Below are 16723 nucleotides of genomic sequence, written 5' to 3' on the forward strand. Positions count from 1 at the left end.
CACACCTCCCCCACAGCAGGTCGTTCACCGCGCGTTTCCACAGCGTCCACGCGAGGCCCTCCGGGCGCAGGGACCGGGTGGCAGGATGTGAGCATGGACACCGAACCGCAGCTCGACGGCGAGTCCGTCGCACCGGACCTGGACGACTTCGACGAGGTCGTCGAGATCGAGCACGAGTCGCTGCCCACCGACCGCTACTTCGACCGTGAGCTCAGCTGGCTCCGGTTCAACCAGCGCGTCCTCGAACTCGGTGAGGACCGTACGCAGCCCCTGCTCGAGCGTGCGAACTTCCTGGCCATCTTCGCGTCCAACCTCGACGAGTTCTTCATGGTCCGGGTCGCCGGCCTGAAGCGCCGCATCGACACCGGGATCGCCGTCCCGACCAACGTCGGCCGCGCACCGCTCGACGTGCTGCGGGACATCGCGAAGAAGGCGCACGAGCTGCAGGACCGCCACGCACAGGCCTTCATCGAGTCGCTCAAGCCCGACCTCGACGCCGCCGGCATCCACGTCGAGCACTGGTCCGACCTGGACGAAGCCGACCGGCTCCGGATGCGCGAGTACTTCAACGAGCAGATCTTCCCGGTGCTCATGCCGCTCGCGGTGGACCCGGCGCACCCGTTCCCGTACATCTCCGGGCTGTCGCTCAACCTGGCGGTGCGGGTCCGGAACCCGAAGTCGCAGCGGCAGGAGTTCGCGCGACTCAAGGTGCCGCAGAACTTCTCGCGGTTCATCAAGCTGCCGGACGACAACTCCGGTCGCCTGCGGTTCATCCCGCTCGAAGACCTCATCGCGAACCACCTCGACGACCTGTTCCCGGGGATGGAGGTCCTCGAGCACCACGTGTTCCGGGTCACCCGCAACGAGGACGTCGAGATCGAGGAGGACGAGGCCGAGAACCTCATCCAGGCGCTCGAGCGCGAACTGCTCCGTCGTCGGTTCGGTCCGCCGATCCGCCTGGAGATCACCGAGGACATGGACCCGGTGACGCTCGACCTGCTCGTGCGCGAGCTCGACATCACGGAGCAGGAGGTCTTCCGTCTGCCGTCGCCGCTCGACCTCGGCGGCCTGTTCGAGATCGCGAAGATCAACCGCCCCGACCTGCACTACCCGAAGCACGTGCCGACGACCCCCGTGCAGTTCCAGCCGGGCGAGCCGAACACGAAACCGGACCTCTTCCGCGCGATCGCGTCGAAGGACGTCCTCGTGCACCACCCGTACGAGTCCTTCGCGACGAGCGTGCAGGCGTTCCTCGAGCAGGCGGCGGCCGACCCGAACGTCCTCGCGATCAAGCAGACGCTGTACCGCACCTCCGGCGACAGCCCCATCGTCGAGGCCCTCATCGACGCCGCGGCCGCGGGCAAGCAGGTCCTGGCGCTGGTGGAGATCAAGGCGCGCTTCGACGAGCAGAACAACATCACGTGGGCCCGCAAGCTCGAGAAGGCCGGCGTGCACGTGGTCTACGGCCTGGTGGGCCTGAAGACGCACTCCAAGCTGGTGCTCGTGATCCGGCAGGAGGGCGGCACCCTCAAGCACTACAGCCACATCGGCACGGGCAACTACAACCCGAAGACCTCGCGCATCTACGAGGACATGGGCCTGTTCACGTCGGACGACACCGTGGGCAAGGACCTCACGCGCCTGTTCAACGAGCTGTCCGGGTACGCCATCGAGAAGAAGTTCAAGCGGCTGCTCGTGGCGCCGCTGCACCTGCGGAAGGGCCTGCTCAAGCGGATCCAGACCGAGGCCGAGAACGCCCGCGCCGGCAAGCCCTCGGGCATCCGCATCAAGGTGAACTCGATGGTGGACGAGCAGATCATCGACGCGCTCTACCTGGCGAGCCAGGCCGGCGTGCCGATCGACGTCTGGGTACGCGGCATCTGCTCCCTCAAGCCCGGCATGGAGGGCGTCAGCGACACCATCCGCGTGCGCAGCGTCGTCGGTCGGTACCTCGAGCACTCCCGGGCGTTCGCGTTCCACAACGACGGCGACCCGGCCGTGTTCATCGGCTCGGCGGACATGATGCACCGCAACCTCGACCGCCGCGTCGAGGCGCTCGTGCGACTGTCCGACCCGGCCCACGTGAACGAGGTCCAGGACATGTTCGACCTCGCGATGGCGGACACGACGAGCTCGTGGCACCTCGAGTCCGACGGCGAGTGGACGCGCCGTTCGACCGACGACGACGGACGACCCCTCGACGACGTGCAGAATGTCCTCATGCGGAAGATCTCGGCTCGGAAGCGCTCCACTCGGTGAGCGGCGGCTCCTCAGGACCCGTCGTCGCAGCAGGTGCCGTCGTCTGGCGTGAACAGGACGGCGCCCCGCTCGTGCTGCTCATCCACCGCGACCACCACAGGGACGTCTCGTTCCCGAAGGGCAAGGTCGATCCGGGCGAGAGCGTCCCGACGACGGCCGTCCGCGAGATCGACGAGGAGACCGGCTACCGCGTCCACCTCGGCGCTCCGCTCGGCACCGCGGAGTACGTCCTGCCGAGCGGTCGCGACAAGGTGGTGCACTACTGGTCCGCCCGGGTGCCCTCGAAGGAGTACGAGCGCGCCGGCAAGTTCCGCCCGAACGACGAGGTCGCCTCGGTCGAGTGGGTGACCCTCGACGACGCCCGGCACCGGCTGACGTACGACCGCGACGTCGCGATCCTCGACCGGTTCGCCGAGCGCGTCGCCGCCGGCGAGCACCGCACCTTCGCACTCATCGCGCTCCGGCACGCCAAGACGGTGCCCGGTTCGGACTGGAACGGCCCCGACGCCACCCGTCCGCTCCTGCCGGTCGGCCGCACGCAGGCCAAGGCCGTCGCGTCGCCCGTCGCCGCGTTCGGCCCGAAGAAGATCGTCAGCAGCACGGCGGCACGGTGCCTCGCGACCGTCGAGCCCCTGTCCGACCGCACGCACCTCGGGGTATCCAGCACCCCGGACATCAGCCAGGAGGCCCACGACCGCGGTGCGGCCAACGTCAAGGGCGTCGTGCAGAAGCGCCTCGAGAAGGCGAAGTCGACCGTCCTGTGCTCGCACGGCCCCGTGCTGCCGGACATCATCGCCCGGATCGCGACCGCGACGGCCGACGACAGCGGACGGTTCGACCTCCGCCGCGCCGCGATGCTCTCCGTCGGGGACTTCGCCGTGATGCACATCGCCGACGGCCGACTCGTCGCCGTGGAGACGCACCGCAACACCGTCTCGGCGTAGGCCGACCGCCGGGGGCGAGCCGCGCCTCCAGGCCGGGTGAACGCATGCGCGTGCATGCGTCCGTCGAGCGCACGACGTTCCCGATCCTGCTCCCGTCCACGCGCCCGCGCACGCCGCCCCGTCGGACACAACCCCTCGTTCACCTTCCGTTCACCAGCGAGCGTGATCCCCGTCACTTCGCGTCCCTACAGTCGCTCCCGGGTCGGCACCGACCCACGGGACCAGCAGCGGTCCCACCTGCACTGACATTCCCGAAGGGACCCCTGTGAACATCAAGCGAATCGGTACGGTCGCGGCAATCGCGATCGCCGGCGCGGTCGTGCTCTCCTCGTGCGCGGCGAACGAGGACGCGGGCAGCACCGCGACCTCCTCCTCCAGCTCGGGCACCGACTACTCGAAGCTCTCCGGCACCCTCACCGGTTCGGGTTCGTCCGCCCAGCAGACCGCCGAGGCCACCTGGGCCGCCGGCTTCCAGAGCGTCGCCTCCGGCGTGACGGTCAACTACTCGCCCGACGGTTCGGGCGCCGGCCGCAAGAACTTCATCTCGGGTGCCGCTGACTTCGCCGGCTCCGACGCCGCGCTGTCGGACGAGGAGCTCTCGGGCTCCTTCGGCCTGTGCGCCGCGGACTCGAAGGCCATCGACATCCCGGTCTACATCTCCCCGATCGCGATCGCCTACAAGGTCGACGGCGTCAAGGACCTGACGCTCGACGCGAAGACCATCGCGGGCATCTTCTCGGGCAAGATCACCAAGTGGAACGACTCGCAGATCGCCGACCTGAACAAGGACGCGACCCTGCCGGACGCGAACATCACGGTCGTGCACCGCTCCGACGACTCGGGCACCACGCAGAACTTCTCCGAGTACGTCTCGGCGAACGCCAAGAGCGTCTGGACCGAGGCCCCGAGCCAGACCTTCCCCTACCAGGTCGGCGACAGCGCCAAGGGCACCTCGGGCGTGGCCTCGGCCATGGCCAGCGCCTCGAACGCGATCACGTACATCGACGACTCCGGCGCCGGTGACCTCGACAAGGCGAAGCTCATGGTCGGCGACAAGGCCACCGAGATCTCCGCCGAGGGCGCTGCCAAGGTCGTCGCGGACTCCGAGACGGTCTCCGGCCGCGAGGACAACGACCTCGCGATCGACATCAACCGCGAGGACACCGCCGACGGCGCATGGCCGCTGGTGCTCGTCTCCTACGCCATCGCGTGCCAGGAGTACAAGGACGCCGACAAGGGTGAGCTCGTGAAGGGCTACCTCGACTACGTCGTCTCGAAGGACGCGCAGGACGCCGCCGCGAAGGAGGCCAAGTCGGCCGCCCTCTCGACCGACCTCGCCGAGAAGGCCGCGAAGGCCGTCGCCTCCATCAAGTAAGGCACCCTGAGCGCCCGGACGCCGGTCCCACCCAATCGACCGGCGTCCGGGCCCTCGCCCGTCCTGCTCCACTGTTCGAGCGGACGCAGCACCACCGGACACCCCCACCCGACGCCTCCCCCGGCGTTCCTCCGACAGGAGTCCCATGACGACCGCACCGGCCCAGCCAGTGGCCCCCGTCGCCCCCAAGCCGAAGCCCGTCGTCCGCATCGGCGACCGGGTCTTCTCCGCCGCCTCCGTCATCGCCGGCGGGCTGATCCTCTTCGTGCTCGTGCTCGTCGCGGCCTTCCTGGTCTGGCAGAGCATCCCGGCGTTCAGCGCGAAGGTCGGCGACCTGCCGAACCAGGCCGCGAACTTCTGGGACTACGTCGGCCCCCTCGTCTTCGGCACCGTCTGGTCCGCGCTCATCGCGCTCGTGATCGCCGTGCCGCTCTCGCTCGGCATCGCGCTCTTCATCTCGCACTACGCGCCGCGCCGGATCGCCCCGCTCCTCGGCTACGTCATCGACCTGCTGGCCGCGGTGCCGTCGGTGGTCTACGGCCTCTGGGGCATCGTGGTGCTGGCGCCGTTCGTGAAGCCGTTCTACGTGTTCCTCAACACCTACCTCGGCTGGTTCCCGCTGTTCTCCGGGCAGGTCTCCGGCACCGGCCGCACGATCCTGACCGCGTCGATCGTCCTCGCGGTGATGGCGATCCCGATCATGACCGCGGTCATGCGCGAGATCTTCCTGCAGGCCCCGCGCCTCAACGAGGAAGCCGCCCTGGCCCTCGGCGCGACCCGCTGGGAGATGATCCGCCTGTCGGTCCTGCCGTTCGCGAAGTCCGGCATCGTGTCCGCGATCATGCTCGGTCTCGGTCGGGCGCTCGGTGAGACGATGGCGATCGCCCTGGTGCTGTCGGTGTCGACGAACGTCACCTTCCAGATGCTCACCTCGCTGAACCCCTCGACGATCGCGGCGAACATCGCCCTGCAGTTCGCCGAGGCCTCCGGCACCGCCCTGAACGCGCTGATCGCGTCGGGTCTGATCCTCTTCGTCATCACCCTGGTCATCAACATGCTCGCGCGGTACATCGTCCGCAAGCGAGTGAGCTGAGAGGTACGGCCCGATGTCCCTCGCCCTCCGTCAGTCCGGCGTCGCCGGCAACGTCTACGCCAACGGCAAGCTGCACAAGTCCGTGCCGTGGCTGCTCCTCGTCGGCTCCTGGGTCGCGCTGATCCTGGTCTTCGCCCTGCTCAACGCCGGCGGCGCCGTCAAGGACTTCAACGTCGTCGCCGCGCTCTTCCTCGGCACGGTCCTGTTCGACGTCCTCATCGTCGTGATCTCCCGCATCGTCGAGGGTGGCCGCAAGGCCGTCGACCGCCTCGTCACCTCGCTGGTGATCACCGCCTTCGTCATCGCGGTGCTGCCGCTCGTCTCGCTGCTGTACACGGTCCTCGCCGACGGCCTCGCCCGCTTCGACGTCGAGTTCTTCTCGTACTCGATGCGCGGGGTCATCTCCGAGGGCGGCGGCGCACTCCACGCCCTGATCGGCACGCTCGAGATCACCCTGTTCGCGGCGCTCATCTCGGTACCGATCGGGCTGCTGACGTCGATCTACCTCGTCGAGTACGGCACGGGCGCGCTCGCCAAGGGCATCACGTTCTTCGTGGACGTCATGACGGGCATCCCGTCGATCGTCGCGGGGCTCTTCGCCTACTCGCTGTTCGCGCTGTTCCTCGGCCCCGGTGCCCGCTTCGGCCTGGTCGGCTCGGTCGCGCTGAGCGTCCTGATGATCCCGATCGTCGTCCGCTCCACCGAGGAGGTCCTGAAGATCGTCCCGATGGAGCTCCGCGAGGCCTCGTACGCCCTCGGCGTCCCGAAGTACCTCACCATCCTCAAGGTCGTGCTCCCCACCTCGCTCGCCGGGATCACCACCGGTGTGATGCTCTCCATCGCCCGTGTCATCGGGGAGACGGCACCGCTCCTGGTCACGGCCGGGTTCACTGCGAGCATGAACTACGACCTGTTCAAGAACCCGATGATGACGCTGCCGGTGTTCGCGTACACGCAGTACTCGCAGCAGGGCGCCAACCCGGTGCCGTTCGTCGACCGGGCGTGGACCGCGGCACTGCTGCTCATCCTCATCGTGATGCTGCTCAACCTGCTCGCCCGGTTCATCACCCGCCTCTTCGCCCCCAAGCTCTCGCGCTGACGCGCGGGTCCACCCACCCCGAAGGAACACAGTGTCCAAGCGCATCGAGGTCGACGGCCTCAACGTCTACTACTCGAAGTTCAAGGCTGTCGAGGGCGTCGACATGACGATCGAACCCCGCACCGTCACCGCGTTCATCGGCCCGTCCGGCTGCGGCAAGTCCACCTTCCTCCGCACGCTGAACCGCATGCACGAGGTCATCCCCGGCGCGTACGTCGAGGGCTCGGTCAAGATCGACGGCGACGACCTGTACGGCGCCGGCGTCGACCCGGTCATCGTCCGCCGGCAGGTCGGCATGGTCTTCCAGCGGCCGAACCCGTTCCCGACGATGTCCATCAAGGACAACGTCCTCGCCGGTGTGAAGCTCAACAACAAGCGCGTCTCCCGCTCCGAGGCCGACGACATCGTCGAGCGCTCCCTGCAGGGTGCGAACCTCTGGAACGAGGTCAAGGACCGCCTCGACAAGCCCGGCATGGGCCTGTCCGGTGGCCAGCAGCAGCGTCTCTGCATCGCCCGTGCGATCGCGGTGCAGCCGGACGTGCTCCTCATGGACGAGCCGTGCTCGGCGCTCGACCCGATCTCGACCCTCGCCATCGAGGACCTCATCGAGGAGCTCAAGAAGGAGTACACGATCGTGATCGTGACCCACAACATGCAGCAGGCCTCGCGCGTCAGCGACAAGACGGCGTTCTTCAACATCGCCGGCACCGGCGCCCCCGGCAAGCTCATCGAGTTCGACGACACCGCGACGATGTTCTCGAACCCGTCCGTGCAGGCCACCGAGGACTACGTCTCGGGCCGCTTCGGGTGACCCGGCGCTGACCCAGAACGACACGACCGACGTCACACGACGTCGGTCTCGTCGTTTCCCGTCGGGGTGCCGATGCGCGCGCACGACGAACTCCCCGCCCGCGGACCGTGCCAGGCGAGCGGGGAGACGTGGGACGCGTCAGGCGGTGGGGACCGCCATGATCGGCGTCGTCGTCGGCTGCTCCGAACCGCCCTCGGGCTCCACCGTCATGCCGATCGTCACACCGTGCGACCGCGTGCCCGTGAGCACCGCCGAGTGCACGCCGTCGGCGGCACCGTCCATCAGGCCTGCCGAGCTGATCTTGCCGCCCGTGCCCTCCGAGCCGATGTACCAGAGCTCGTACGTCTTGCCCTTCGGCGCCGGGGCGACACCGTCGAGGATCACGGCGGACTTGCCGAGCGAGTTCGACCAGACGACCGTGGCCGTCCCGCCGCCGGAGACCTTCGCGGTGGTCCGCTTGAAGTCCGACGCGGCGTAGATCCGGTCGAGTCCGCTGCTCGCCTGCGTCGTGCCCGGACCGGGCTGGTTCGAGGGCGTGAACGCCGTGCCCACGCCGAGCCCGACACCGAGGAACACGACGGCGACCGCGGCTGCGGTGGACAGGACGGCTGCCGGACGCTGGAACCACCGACGCTGGGCGGCGGCAGTGGCGCTGCCACCTGCACGGGTGCGGCGCGTGGCGGGGGCGAACCGCGCCTCCTGGCCGGCATCTCCGACGGCGTCCGGAACGGAGGCCGAAGGGACCGAGGACGCAGGGGCGGCGGCCGAAGGAACCGAATCCGACGCGTCAGCGGCAGCAGGTGCGACGGGCGCCGCCTGCGGCGTCGACGCGATCTGCGCCATGAGCGACGCCTTCATCGAGGCAGGAGGCTCGATCGGGTCCACCGCGTAGGCCAGCTGGAGCGCGGTCTCGCGCAGCGAGTCCGCTTCGGCCCGCAGCTCGGGAACGTCGGAGAAGGTGGCCTCGAGCAGCTCGCGCTCGTCGTCCGACAGGGCGTCGAGGGCGTGCGACCCGGTGAGCAGGGCAGGGTCGTCGTGGCGTTCGGTCATGACGTCACCCCCATCTCGTCGCGAAGTCTGATCATCCCGTCACGGAGACGGGTCTTGACGGTGCCGATCGGGACACCGAGGTGTGCGGCCATCTCGCTGTGCGAGTAGCCGCCGTAGTAGGCGAGCTGCACGGCCTGTCGCTGGAACTCGGTGAGTTTCGCGAGTGCCCGGCTGACCCGTTCGTGTTCGATCCGGATCTCGACGGACTCGGAGACGTCGTCGACGCCGGCCTCGAAGTCGCGGATGCCGATCTTCGTGTCACGGTCGTGCGAGGACTGCGATGCCCGCACCCGGTCGACCGCTCGGCGGTGGGCCATGGTGAGGATCCAGCTGGAGGCGGTCCCGCGCTGCCGGTCGAAGCGTGCGGCTTGCTGCCAGACCTCGAGGAAGACCTCCTGTGCGACCTCTTCCGACTGCGCTCGATCCCGGAGGAGACGCGTCACGAGGCCGAGCACACGCCCGGACAGGACGTCGTACAGATCGGAGAAGGCCGCCTGGTCGCCGGTCGCCACCCGGGCGAGGAGGTCGTCAGGCGACGCCGGAGTGGGCTCGGTCGAGCTCCAGGCTTCGGTGTCGCGTTCCACGATGGCAAGCATTGCAGGTTTCCCTCCTCACGGTTGCGTTGTGTCCTGACGCACAGGTTCGGGTCACCCGTGTCGGAGCAGGACGAGGGCCCGCGTGACCCGCAGGGAATTGACCGCCAGGGAGCGGACCGGGTCGCGCGGGACCCTCGCTTCGTGACGGGCGGATTCGCCTGTCACGGTGATGATTCGGCACCCTCGCCCCGTCGGATTGGAGCGGTTCTCATCCATGTTCGGGTCACACGCGTTCTGCGCACACGCCCGGGACCTGGTCTGTCCACCGAGAGTGAACACGGTCGTGCGCACGGCAGACGTCTCGTAGACTCGGTGTCGCCGGGCCGCAGCAAGCCCCGGGCTCCAAAATTCGCCGCTTCGAGCGGCCTCGCGCCGAGAGGCGCTTCTGCGGCCCGGTTTCTCTGTGCCTGCTTTCGGCATGTGCCTCGTGCTGCTTTCGGCATGTTGCCTCGTGCTCGGAGCTGTCGGCCTGCTCGCCTTGTCGTTCCTGCCTGGAGGCGCGGTGCGGGTCCGCCCCGCCGCCCGCTCAGTCCAGGCTGTCGCGACGCCAGAGCGCCGCCGCTTCGGTCAGGTCGGCCGCCAGTTCCGTCAGCCGCAGGGCACGCGTCGTCAGCTCGCTGGCACGCTCGCCCGCCGTGAGGTCCGACTCGTCCGCCACCGCCGTCGCGCCCGCCGCGGTCAGCCGGCAGAACGCCGCCCCGCGGTCGAGCGCCACCGCGAGGTCGCCCGTGTACAACCCGTGCAGGATGCGGTCCGCCAGGGTCAGGATCTCCGCCGGCCCCGTCGGCTGCTCGGCACCCGCGACGGCCTCGTCGATCGTGCCGATCCGCTCGGTCCCGCGCTCGAAGAAGTACGCGATCTCCTCCGGGTTCTGCCGGATGACGACACGGACGAGGTAGATCCGCCACAGTGCCCCCGGCAGCGTGTGCGCCCCCACGCGGGCCCACAGCTCCGCGATCGCATCGATGCCGTGCACGTCCGTGTAGGTCACCAGGCGCTCGACGACCGCCGGGTCCGGGTCCTCCCGCACGCGGTGCAGCAGGGCATTCGCGGTCTCGTGCGCGACGCGGTTCACGAGCGCCGGGTCCTCGCCGCCCTGGATCGCGGCGAACTCCTGGTCGGTGAAGTGGACGGGACGGTGGTGATCGCGAGGCACCGCGACAGTGTAGGCGCGTCCGGTGACACGCCCTGTCCCCCGTTCGCCGAGAACGCAATCGTCCCGCAACGGGTACCGTGCTCCGCCAGGGAGGCACCCCTCCCGGACGTGAAGAAGAGGACACTCCATGAACGCCCTGCTCATCATCCTGGCCGTGATCGCGGTCATCCTGCTGTTCGTCGGTGGTTTCACCGCGAGCCTGAAGTTCCTGCTGTGGGTCGGGATCGTGCTGCTCATCATCGCGGTGATCGCGTGGCTGCTGCGGACCCTCACCGGTCGGCGCAGCTGACCTCGTCCCACACCGGACGTACCGGAGGCCCTCACCCGCTAGCCTTGCGGGTGAGGGCCTCTAGCTCAGTTGGTAGAGCACCGGACTTTTAATCCGAGGGTCGTGGGTTCGAGCCCCACGGGGCCCACCCGTTCCCGAACACCGGCTTTTCATCCGAGGGTCGTGGGTTCGAGCCCCACGGGGCCCACCCCGTGTTCTCTGCGGTTCCTGTGTGTGCGGACACTCGGCTTCCGCTCACCGGATGCCCGGAACCCGCCGCGTAGAATCCCGGCCGTGGCCCGACGAACCGACGGCGGATGGCCGGACGGTCCTCGTTCGCTGCCTCCCAGACGACGACGCCGAACCCGACGCGGGTTCCCCGTCGTCGCGCTCGGCGCGATGGCCGTCGGCGTCGTCGGGTGCCTCGTCATGCTCCCCGCCGTGTCGAACGCCTGCCAGACCGTTCCCGATGCGAGCGATGCCTCGGCGAGCCGGACGGCCTCGGCGATCGCCCGCGGATCGGACGTGCTCATCGTCGGCGACTCGTACACGACGGGCCGAGGGTCGTACGACGGCACGCACGGTTGGGCGCAGGACCTCGTCGCCGAGCGCGGGTGGGACGCGACGATCGACGGTGTCCCCGGCACCGGGTACGTCAACACGGGCGCGACGAAGTCGACGCGGTGGAACTACCTGTCCCGCATCGAACGGAGCGACTCGATCGACCCCGCACTCGTGATCGTGCAGGGCAGCCAGAACGACTGGCTCGTCAGCGCCGACACCCTCGAGCGTCGAGTCGAGCGGACGCTCCGGACCGCGAAGCGTCAGTGGCCCGATGCCGTCGTCGTGGCGATCGGACCCTCGGCGCCGCAGCCCCTGGCCCGCACCACGACCGGGATCTCGGACGCGGTCGCCGCCGGGGCACGGGCCGCCGGGGTCACCTACGTGGACGCCCTCGACGGCCGGTGGTTCACCACGACGAACAGCGCGAGCTACGCCGCGCGGGACGGGCAGCACCTCAACGACGCCGGGTACCTGTACCTCGCCGGTCGGATCGACGACGCCCTCGAGGCCCTCGCCACGCCGCGCATGCGCGAACAGTGCGCCTGATCCGCTGATCGGGGTACAAGCCCTCCACAGCGGACTCATTGCGATTCCGGCTGACAGTTCAGTCGTCGTTCAGCAGACTGTTGGGCTGCCGCCGATAGTGTCGTTCCCGGATCCGATCGACGGATCCTGCACCACCGCACCACCAGGAACGAACGGGGTACACCGTGATCGAGCCCATCGAAGCCACGCACACCAGCAGCACCGGGGACGCGCGCCGCATCGTCGAGCTCGCAGCAGCGACCAACACGACGATGAGCAACGAGCTCCTGCTCGACACGCTCCGCCGGAACGCGCAGGTCACGACCCGGCACATCCGCAAGGACTTCGTCGAGGTCGCGACCGGCACCGCGGTGCTCGGGTACGTGTGCCGGCAGCGCAAGGACTTCATCGCACTGCGCGGGGACGACCCGGCGTGGGCGCAGGAGGTCGGCCGCTACGCCAGCGAGTCGCTCGCGGTCGAGGCACTGCGCATGCGACGCGCCTGACCCGCTGACCGCGCCGGACACCCGGCAGCGCGAAGGCCCCGCCGGAGTCCGGCGGGGCCTTCGTCGTGTGCGCCCGGTCCGCGCCGCAGACACGGCGGCGTCTCGATCGTGCGAGACACCGCCGGCCGGCGCAGACGCCGCATCAACGTCGAGACACCGCAGGATCTCGCGGTGTCTCGACGTGCAGGCGGTGTCTCGGGCCGCGGGCGGTGTCTCACGCGCCGGGAGCGCCGCGGTTCGCCCTGGTCAGGACCAGACGCGGCGGATGCCCCAGGTGCCGGTCCAGGACTCGTCGGGCTCGAGCCAGCGCAGGCCCTCCCCCGAGTTCAACGCGTTCGCCGGCGCCGTCATGGGCTCGACCGCCACGGCCAGCCCGGTGCCGTCGCCGCGGGGGAACTCGCGGGAGGTGAAGACCTGCACGTACGGGAACGACGCGTCCTGCCACAGCTCGACGCCGTCGCCCTCGGGACCGTGCATCGTCGTCCGGCGCACCCCCTCGGCGTCCGGGGTGATGTCCGTGTACGCCGTGTCGAGGTCGGAGTCCCCGGCCCGTCGCCCGGCGCGGAGGTCGACACCGGTGCCCTCGACCGGCTCGGAGCCGTTCGGGATGCGCTTGTCGTCGACGGTGAACGCGGTCGCGGCGTCGAGCGTCACGACGAGGTCCTCGGCGGGGGTGTCCCCGGCGCGCAGGTAGGGGTGCGCCCCGATCGCGAACGGGGCCCGGACGCCCGAGCGGTTCACGACCTCGTGCGTGATGCGGATGCCGTCGTCGACGAGCTCGTGGTGCACCCGGGTCTCGAGGGTGAAGGGCCAGCCGTGCTGCGGGTGGATCGTCGCCTCCTGCAGCACCGACGACTCGGTCTGGTCCACGACCCGGTACGGCGCGAAGCGGAGCAGCCCGTGCGAGGCGTTGCCGTACTTCGGCTCGGAGACGTCGAGCTGCTGGCGCTTGCCGTCGAGCACCCAGACGCCACCGGCCACGCGGTTCGGCCACGGTGCGAGCACGATGCCGTTCGCCCCGGGCGGCTGCTCCGAGACGGGGAACGGCTCGGTGAGGTCGAAGCCGGCGACACGGAGCTCCCGGATGCCGGCGGCGACCTCGGTGACGACCGCCTCGACGACCCCGTCGGGTCCGGCGTGGCGGAGGTGGTACTGGCCCCCGGTGGGTGCTGCGGTCATGCGGTCTCGTTCCTTCCGTTCGGTGCCGGGTCGACCCCGGCTGTGCCGTCGCTGCCGTCCGCGACGACGACGTCGACCCCGGCCGCCCGGATGGGGGCGACGGCGTCGGCCGTGGTCTCGGCGGTGACGACGACGTCGATGTCCTCGAGCGCGCGGACGACCCCGATGTGGGCCCGGCCGAACTTCGACCCGTCCGCGACGACGACGGTACGCCGGGCCGTGGCCGCGAGCATGCGCTTCGCCTCGGTCTCGGGCAGGTTCACGTTCGTCAGGCCGTGCGCGACGTCGAGTCCGGTGCCGCCGAGGAACACGACGTCGGCGGCGATCAGCGGCAGCAGCGTGTTGTTGAACGGCGCGACGAGGGAGTGCTGGAGCGGACGCAGCGTGCCGCCGGTGACCACGACGGTGAAGCGCGGCACCGCGGCCTCGAGCGCGAGGGCGGTGGTCAACGAGTTCGTGACCACGGTGACGTCGACCAGGTCCTCGCGGGCGACCAGCGCCGACGCGACCGCTGCAGGCGTGGTGCCGACGTCGAGCACGACGCACTGTCCGGAGCGCACGAGGGCGGCCGCCGCACGGCCGATCGCGGCCTTCGCGACCTGGTGCTCCACGGCGGTCTCCTCGAAGGGACGCTCGCCGGGACCGGCCCCGAGGCGGACGGCACCGCCGTGCACCCGCCTGAGCCGCGCCTCCAGGTCGAGGGAGGCGAGGTCCTGCCGGACGGTCACCTCGCTGGTTCCGAGGGCCGCTGCCAGGGCGGCCGTGCGGACCATGCCGGGCGCGCCCTCGACGATGGAGACGATGCGGTCCTGACGCAGCGGCGCGGGGAGCGCGCCGGCGAGGAAGGAGAGGTCGTCGTCCGTCATGTGCTCAGTTTCGCTTGCTTCCGGAGTCTTTCGCAATCCTTCGGATGGCGGCTAGGGTGGTGCGGTGATCACCAAGCGCGTGACGAAGCTCGCGGACGGACGCGACCTCATCTACTTCGACGACGCCGACTCGACGCTGCCCGCCGAGCGCAGCATCGACCAGCGTGTGCTCGACCCGCGGCCGGAGACGGCCCGCATGCGGCAGGACGTCCTGACCGGGGAGTGGGTCTCGATCGCCGCGAGTCGGCAGAACCGCGTGTTCCTCCCGCCGGCCGACCAGGACCCGCTCGCACCGCAGACCCCCGAGAACCCGTCGGAGATCCCGAGCCGCTACGACGTCGCCGTGTTCGAGAACCGGTCGCCGTCGTTCGGCCCCCTGCTCGAGGCCCAGGACGCACCGGAGTCGCTCGACTCCCTCTCCGACGTCGGACTGAACCGCGAGTTCCGCAGCGTCGGTCGGTGCGAGGTCGTGTGCTTCTCCCCCGAGACCGCCGGCTCCTTCGCGTCGATCTCCGAGTCGCGGGCCCGGACCGTGGTCGAGGCCTGGGCGGACCGCACCGCCGCGCTGTCCGCGATGCCCGGCATCCAGCAGGTGTTCCCGTTCGAGAACCGGGGCGAGGCGATCGGCGTCACGCTGCACCACCCGCACGGGCAGATCTACTCGTACCCGTACGTGACCCCGCGGACCCAGCGCCTGCTGGCGAGCATCGAGCGGTTCGGACCGGACCTGTTCGAGCAGCACCTCGCCAACGAGCGGGCGTCCGACCGGGTCGTCCTCGCCGGCGAGCACTTCACCGCCTTCGTGCCGTTCGCGGCACGCTGGCCCATCGAGATCCACATGCTGCCGCACCGCCACGTGCCGGACTTCGCAGGGCTCACCGACGCCGAGAAGGACGAGCTCGCGCACATGCACCTGCGCCTCACCCGCGGCATCGACAAGCTCTACGACGACCCGACGCCGTACATCGCCGCGTGGCACCAGGCACCCGTGCATACCGGTCGCGACACCGTGCGGCTGATGCTCCAGATCACGTCGCCGCGTCGTGCGGCGGACAAGTTGAAGTTCCTGGCCGGCAGCGAAGCCGCCATGGGCGCCTGGATCGGGGACCTCGTACCCGAGAAGGCGGCCGAGTTCATCCGAGGAGGGATCGAGCGCGCATGACGTTCCAGCAGGTCTACGGGTACGAGCCCGCGGTGCAGTACTCCGCGCCGGGCCGGGTCAACCTCATCGGCGAGCACACCGACTACAACGACGGGTACGTGCTGCCCTTCGCCATCGACCGCCGCACCACGGCGTCGATCGCTCCGCGCGAGGACCGGGTCCTCCGTGTGGCCTCGGCATTCGACGCCGACAACCCACCCGTGTCGCTCTCGCTCGACGAGCTGGCGCCCGACCGGATGGACGGCTGGTCCGCCTACGTCCTCGGCATCGCGTGGGCACTCCGCGAGCACGCAGGGGCGGACCTGTCCGACAAGACCGGCTTCGACGTCTTCATCGACTCGGACGTTCCGGTCGGTGCTGGTCTGTCCTCGAGCGCCGCGATCGAGTGCGGCGTCGCGCTCGCCTTCAACGACCTGTGGGAGCTCGGACTCGACCGGAAGACCCTGGCTCGCGTCGGCCAGTACTCCGAGAACCACGCCGTCGGTGCCCCCACCGGGATCATGGACCAGTCCGCATCGCTCCTCGGCGAGCAGGACGCGGTGGTGTTCCTCGACTGCCGCACGCTCGACACCGCCGTCGTCGACCTGGCGCTCGAGGCGAACGGGCTCGAGGTCCTCGTCGTGGACACCCGCGTCGAGCACGCCCACGCGACCGGCGGCTACAAGGCCCGGCGCGACTCCTGCGAACGGGGCGCGGCGGCGATGGGCGTCGAGGCGCTGCGCGACCTGTCGGTCGACGACCTGCCCCGCGCGCAGGAACTCCTCGACGACGAGACCTTCCGTCGTGTCCGTCACGTCGTGACCGAGGACCAGCGCGTCCTCGACACCGTTCGCACCCTGCGCGAGCACGGGCCGCGGGCGATCGGGTCGCTGCTCGTCGCGTCGCACGAGTCGATGCGGGACGACTTCGAGATCTCCGTGCCGGAGCTCGACCTGGCGGTCACCACCGCGATGGAGCACGGTGCTGTCGGTGCGCGGATGACCGGTGGCGGGTTCGGCGGTGCGGCGATCGCGCTGGTCGACCAGGAGGCACGTGGTGCGATCGCGGACGCCGTCACCGCCGCCTTCGCCGCAGCCGGGTACCGCGAGCCGAACGTCTTCACCGTGCATGCTGCGCAGGGCGCCCGGCGCGACTGATCGGCAACCGCCCGCCCTGGTCCGTCAGGCGCGTCCGACTTGCGCGAGACTCGGCTGAGCGACACTTCTCGCACTGCGGAGCCCGAGAGGTGTCGCCTGGCGCGGAACTCGCTCGCGTACGGTCCGCCGCGGCC

16 protein-coding genes and 1 tRNA gene are annotated in these 16723 nt (G+C 69.9%); 12 read left to right on the forward strand and 5 right to left on the reverse strand.

All coding sequences use genetic code 11. From position 1 onward, the window contains the following. Positions 1-93: 93 nt before the first annotated feature. The 6 genes from CRP27_RS13345 (at position 94) to pstB (ending at position 7581) form a co-directional block, all read left to right on the forward strand. Entirely contained in the window at positions 94-2259 is a 2166-nt protein-coding gene (locus CRP27_RS13345; RefSeq protein WP_097181161.1) for an RNA degradosome polyphosphate kinase, read from the forward strand. After that, positions 2256-3203, forward strand: coding sequence for an NUDIX hydrolase (locus tag CRP27_RS13350; RefSeq protein ID WP_097181162.1), 948 nt, complete (start codon positions 2256-2258; stop codon positions 3201-3203). Before CRP27_RS13345 ends, CRP27_RS13350 begins: the two co-directional genes overlap by 4 nt. A 265-nt stretch (positions 3204-3468) precedes the next feature. Further along, a complete protein-coding gene (locus tag CRP27_RS13355; protein ID WP_097181163.1) occupies positions 3469-4578 on the forward strand; it encodes a phosphate ABC transporter substrate-binding protein PstS in 1110 nt (369 codons plus the stop codon). Positions 4579-4723: 145 nt separating this feature from the next. After that, complete coding sequence (gene pstC / locus CRP27_RS13360; RefSeq protein WP_079237267.1) at positions 4724-5671, forward strand: phosphate ABC transporter permease subunit PstC; 948 nt, start codon at positions 4724-4726, stop codon at positions 5669-5671. A 13-nt stretch (positions 5672-5684) separates the two neighbouring features. Continuing rightward, a complete protein-coding gene (gene pstA / locus CRP27_RS13365) occupies positions 5685-6770 on the forward strand; it encodes a phosphate ABC transporter permease PstA (RefSeq protein WP_097181164.1) in 1086 nt (361 codons plus the stop codon). 31 nt (positions 6771-6801) lie between these two features. Then, the gene (gene pstB, locus CRP27_RS13370) at positions 6802-7581 is read left to right on the forward strand and encodes a phosphate ABC transporter ATP-binding protein PstB (protein WP_079237269.1); all 780 of its coding nucleotides are present in this window, start codon (positions 6802-6804) and stop codon (positions 7579-7581) included. A 138-nt stretch (positions 7582-7719) separates the two neighbouring features. Here the strand turns inward: pstB and CRP27_RS13375 are convergent, their stop codons facing one another. From CRP27_RS13375 to CRP27_RS13385, 3 genes are all read right to left on the reverse strand, one after another. Further along, the gene (locus tag CRP27_RS13375; protein ID WP_097181165.1) at positions 7720-8631 is read right to left on the reverse strand and encodes an anti-sigma factor; all 912 of its coding nucleotides are present in this window, start codon (positions 8629-8631) and stop codon (positions 7720-7722) included. Further along, a complete protein-coding gene (gene sigK, locus CRP27_RS13380) occupies positions 8628-9227 on the reverse strand; it encodes an ECF RNA polymerase sigma factor SigK (RefSeq protein WP_097181166.1) in 600 nt (199 codons plus the stop codon). Before sigK ends, CRP27_RS13375 begins: the two co-directional genes overlap by 4 nt. A gap of 526 nt (positions 9228-9753) precedes the next feature. Then, on the reverse strand, positions 9754-10383 hold the full coding sequence (locus CRP27_RS13385) for a DNA-directed RNA polymerase subunit beta (RefSeq protein WP_079237272.1): 630 nt from the start codon (positions 10381-10383) through the stop codon (positions 9754-9756). Positions 10384-10510: 127 nt separating this feature from the next. Between CRP27_RS13385 and CRP27_RS18005 the strand changes: the two genes are divergently transcribed. From CRP27_RS18005 to CRP27_RS13400, 4 genes are all read left to right on the forward strand, one after another. Beyond that, positions 10511-10672, forward strand: a complete 162-nt coding sequence (locus CRP27_RS18005) for a DUF2207 domain-containing protein (RefSeq protein ID WP_141399769.1) — start codon at positions 10511-10513, stop codon at positions 10670-10672. Positions 10673-10726: 54 nt separating this feature from the next. Then, positions 10727-10799, forward strand: a tRNA-Lys gene (locus tag CRP27_RS13390). Between the two features lie 146 nt (positions 10800-10945). Further along, positions 10946-11761 (forward strand): SGNH/GDSL hydrolase family protein, encoded by an 816-nt coding sequence (locus tag CRP27_RS13395; RefSeq protein ID WP_141399770.1) that lies wholly within the window; start codon positions 10946-10948, stop codon positions 11759-11761. A 164-nt stretch (positions 11762-11925) separates the two neighbouring features. Beyond that, a complete protein-coding gene (locus tag CRP27_RS13400) occupies positions 11926-12246 on the forward strand; it encodes a hypothetical protein (protein WP_079237281.1) in 321 nt (106 codons plus the stop codon). Positions 12247-12492: 246 nt separating this feature from the next. Here CRP27_RS13400 and CRP27_RS13405 read toward each other — a convergent pair whose 3' ends face one another. Together CRP27_RS13405 and CRP27_RS13410 are read right to left on the reverse strand one after the other, a co-directional pair. Beyond that, the gene (locus tag CRP27_RS13405; RefSeq protein WP_097181168.1) at positions 12493-13425 is read right to left on the reverse strand and encodes an aldose 1-epimerase family protein; all 933 of its coding nucleotides are present in this window, start codon (positions 13423-13425) and stop codon (positions 12493-12495) included. After that, a complete protein-coding gene (locus tag CRP27_RS13410) occupies positions 13422-14291 on the reverse strand; it encodes a DeoR/GlpR family DNA-binding transcription regulator (RefSeq protein WP_097181169.1) in 870 nt (289 codons plus the stop codon). Before CRP27_RS13410 ends, CRP27_RS13405 begins: the two co-directional genes overlap by 4 nt. A 64-nt stretch (positions 14292-14355) precedes the next feature. On the opposite strand from CRP27_RS13410, the gene galT reads away from it, so the two are divergent. Then, a complete protein-coding gene (gene galT, locus CRP27_RS13415) occupies positions 14356-15453 on the forward strand; it encodes a galactose-1-phosphate uridylyltransferase (protein ID WP_097181170.1) in 1098 nt (365 codons plus the stop codon). After that, entirely contained in the window at positions 15450-16589 is a 1140-nt protein-coding gene (gene galK / locus CRP27_RS13420; RefSeq protein ID WP_097181171.1) for a galactokinase, read from the forward strand. The genes galT and galK overlap by 4 nt, the downstream gene beginning before the upstream one ends. The last annotated feature ends 134 nt before the right edge of the window (positions 16590-16723 follow it).

Origin of the sequence: Curtobacterium sp. 314Chir4.1, assembly GCF_900215175.1 — a bacterium.
Lineage (GTDB): Bacteria > Actinomycetota > Actinomycetes > Actinomycetales > Microbacteriaceae > Curtobacterium > Curtobacterium pusillum_A.

Bases quoted from the DNA above. Each gene is read 5' to 3' on its own strand.
- pstA (WP_097181164.1), top strand. From the start codon at position 5,685: ATGTCCCTCGCCCTCCGTCAGTCCGGCGTCGCCGGCAACGTCTACGCC.
- CRP27_RS13345 (WP_097181161.1), top strand. From the start codon at position 94: ATGGACACCGAACCGCAGCTCGACGGCGAGTCCGTCGCACCGGACCTG.
- pstC (WP_079237267.1), top strand. From the start codon at position 4,724: ATGACGACCGCACCGGCCCAGCCAGTGGCCCCCGTCGCCCCCAAGCCG.
- sigK (WP_097181166.1), bottom strand. From the start codon at position 9,227: ATGCTTGCCATCGTGGAACGCGACACCGAAGCCTGGAGCTCGACCGAG.
- galK (WP_097181171.1), top strand. From the start codon at position 15,450: ATGACGTTCCAGCAGGTCTACGGGTACGAGCCCGCGGTGCAGTACTCC.
- CRP27_RS13405 (WP_097181168.1), bottom strand. From the start codon at position 13,425: ATGACCGCAGCACCCACCGGGGGCCAGTACCACCTCCGCCACGCCGGA.
- CRP27_RS13375 (WP_097181165.1), bottom strand. From the start codon at position 8,631: ATGACCGAACGCCACGACGACCCTGCCCTGCTCACCGGGTCGCACGCC.
- CRP27_RS18005 (WP_141399769.1), top strand. From the start codon at position 10,511: ATGAACGCCCTGCTCATCATCCTGGCCGTGATCGCGGTCATCCTGCTG.
- CRP27_RS13410 (WP_097181169.1), bottom strand. From the start codon at position 14,291: ATGACGGACGACGACCTCTCCTTCCTCGCCGGCGCGCTCCCCGCGCCG.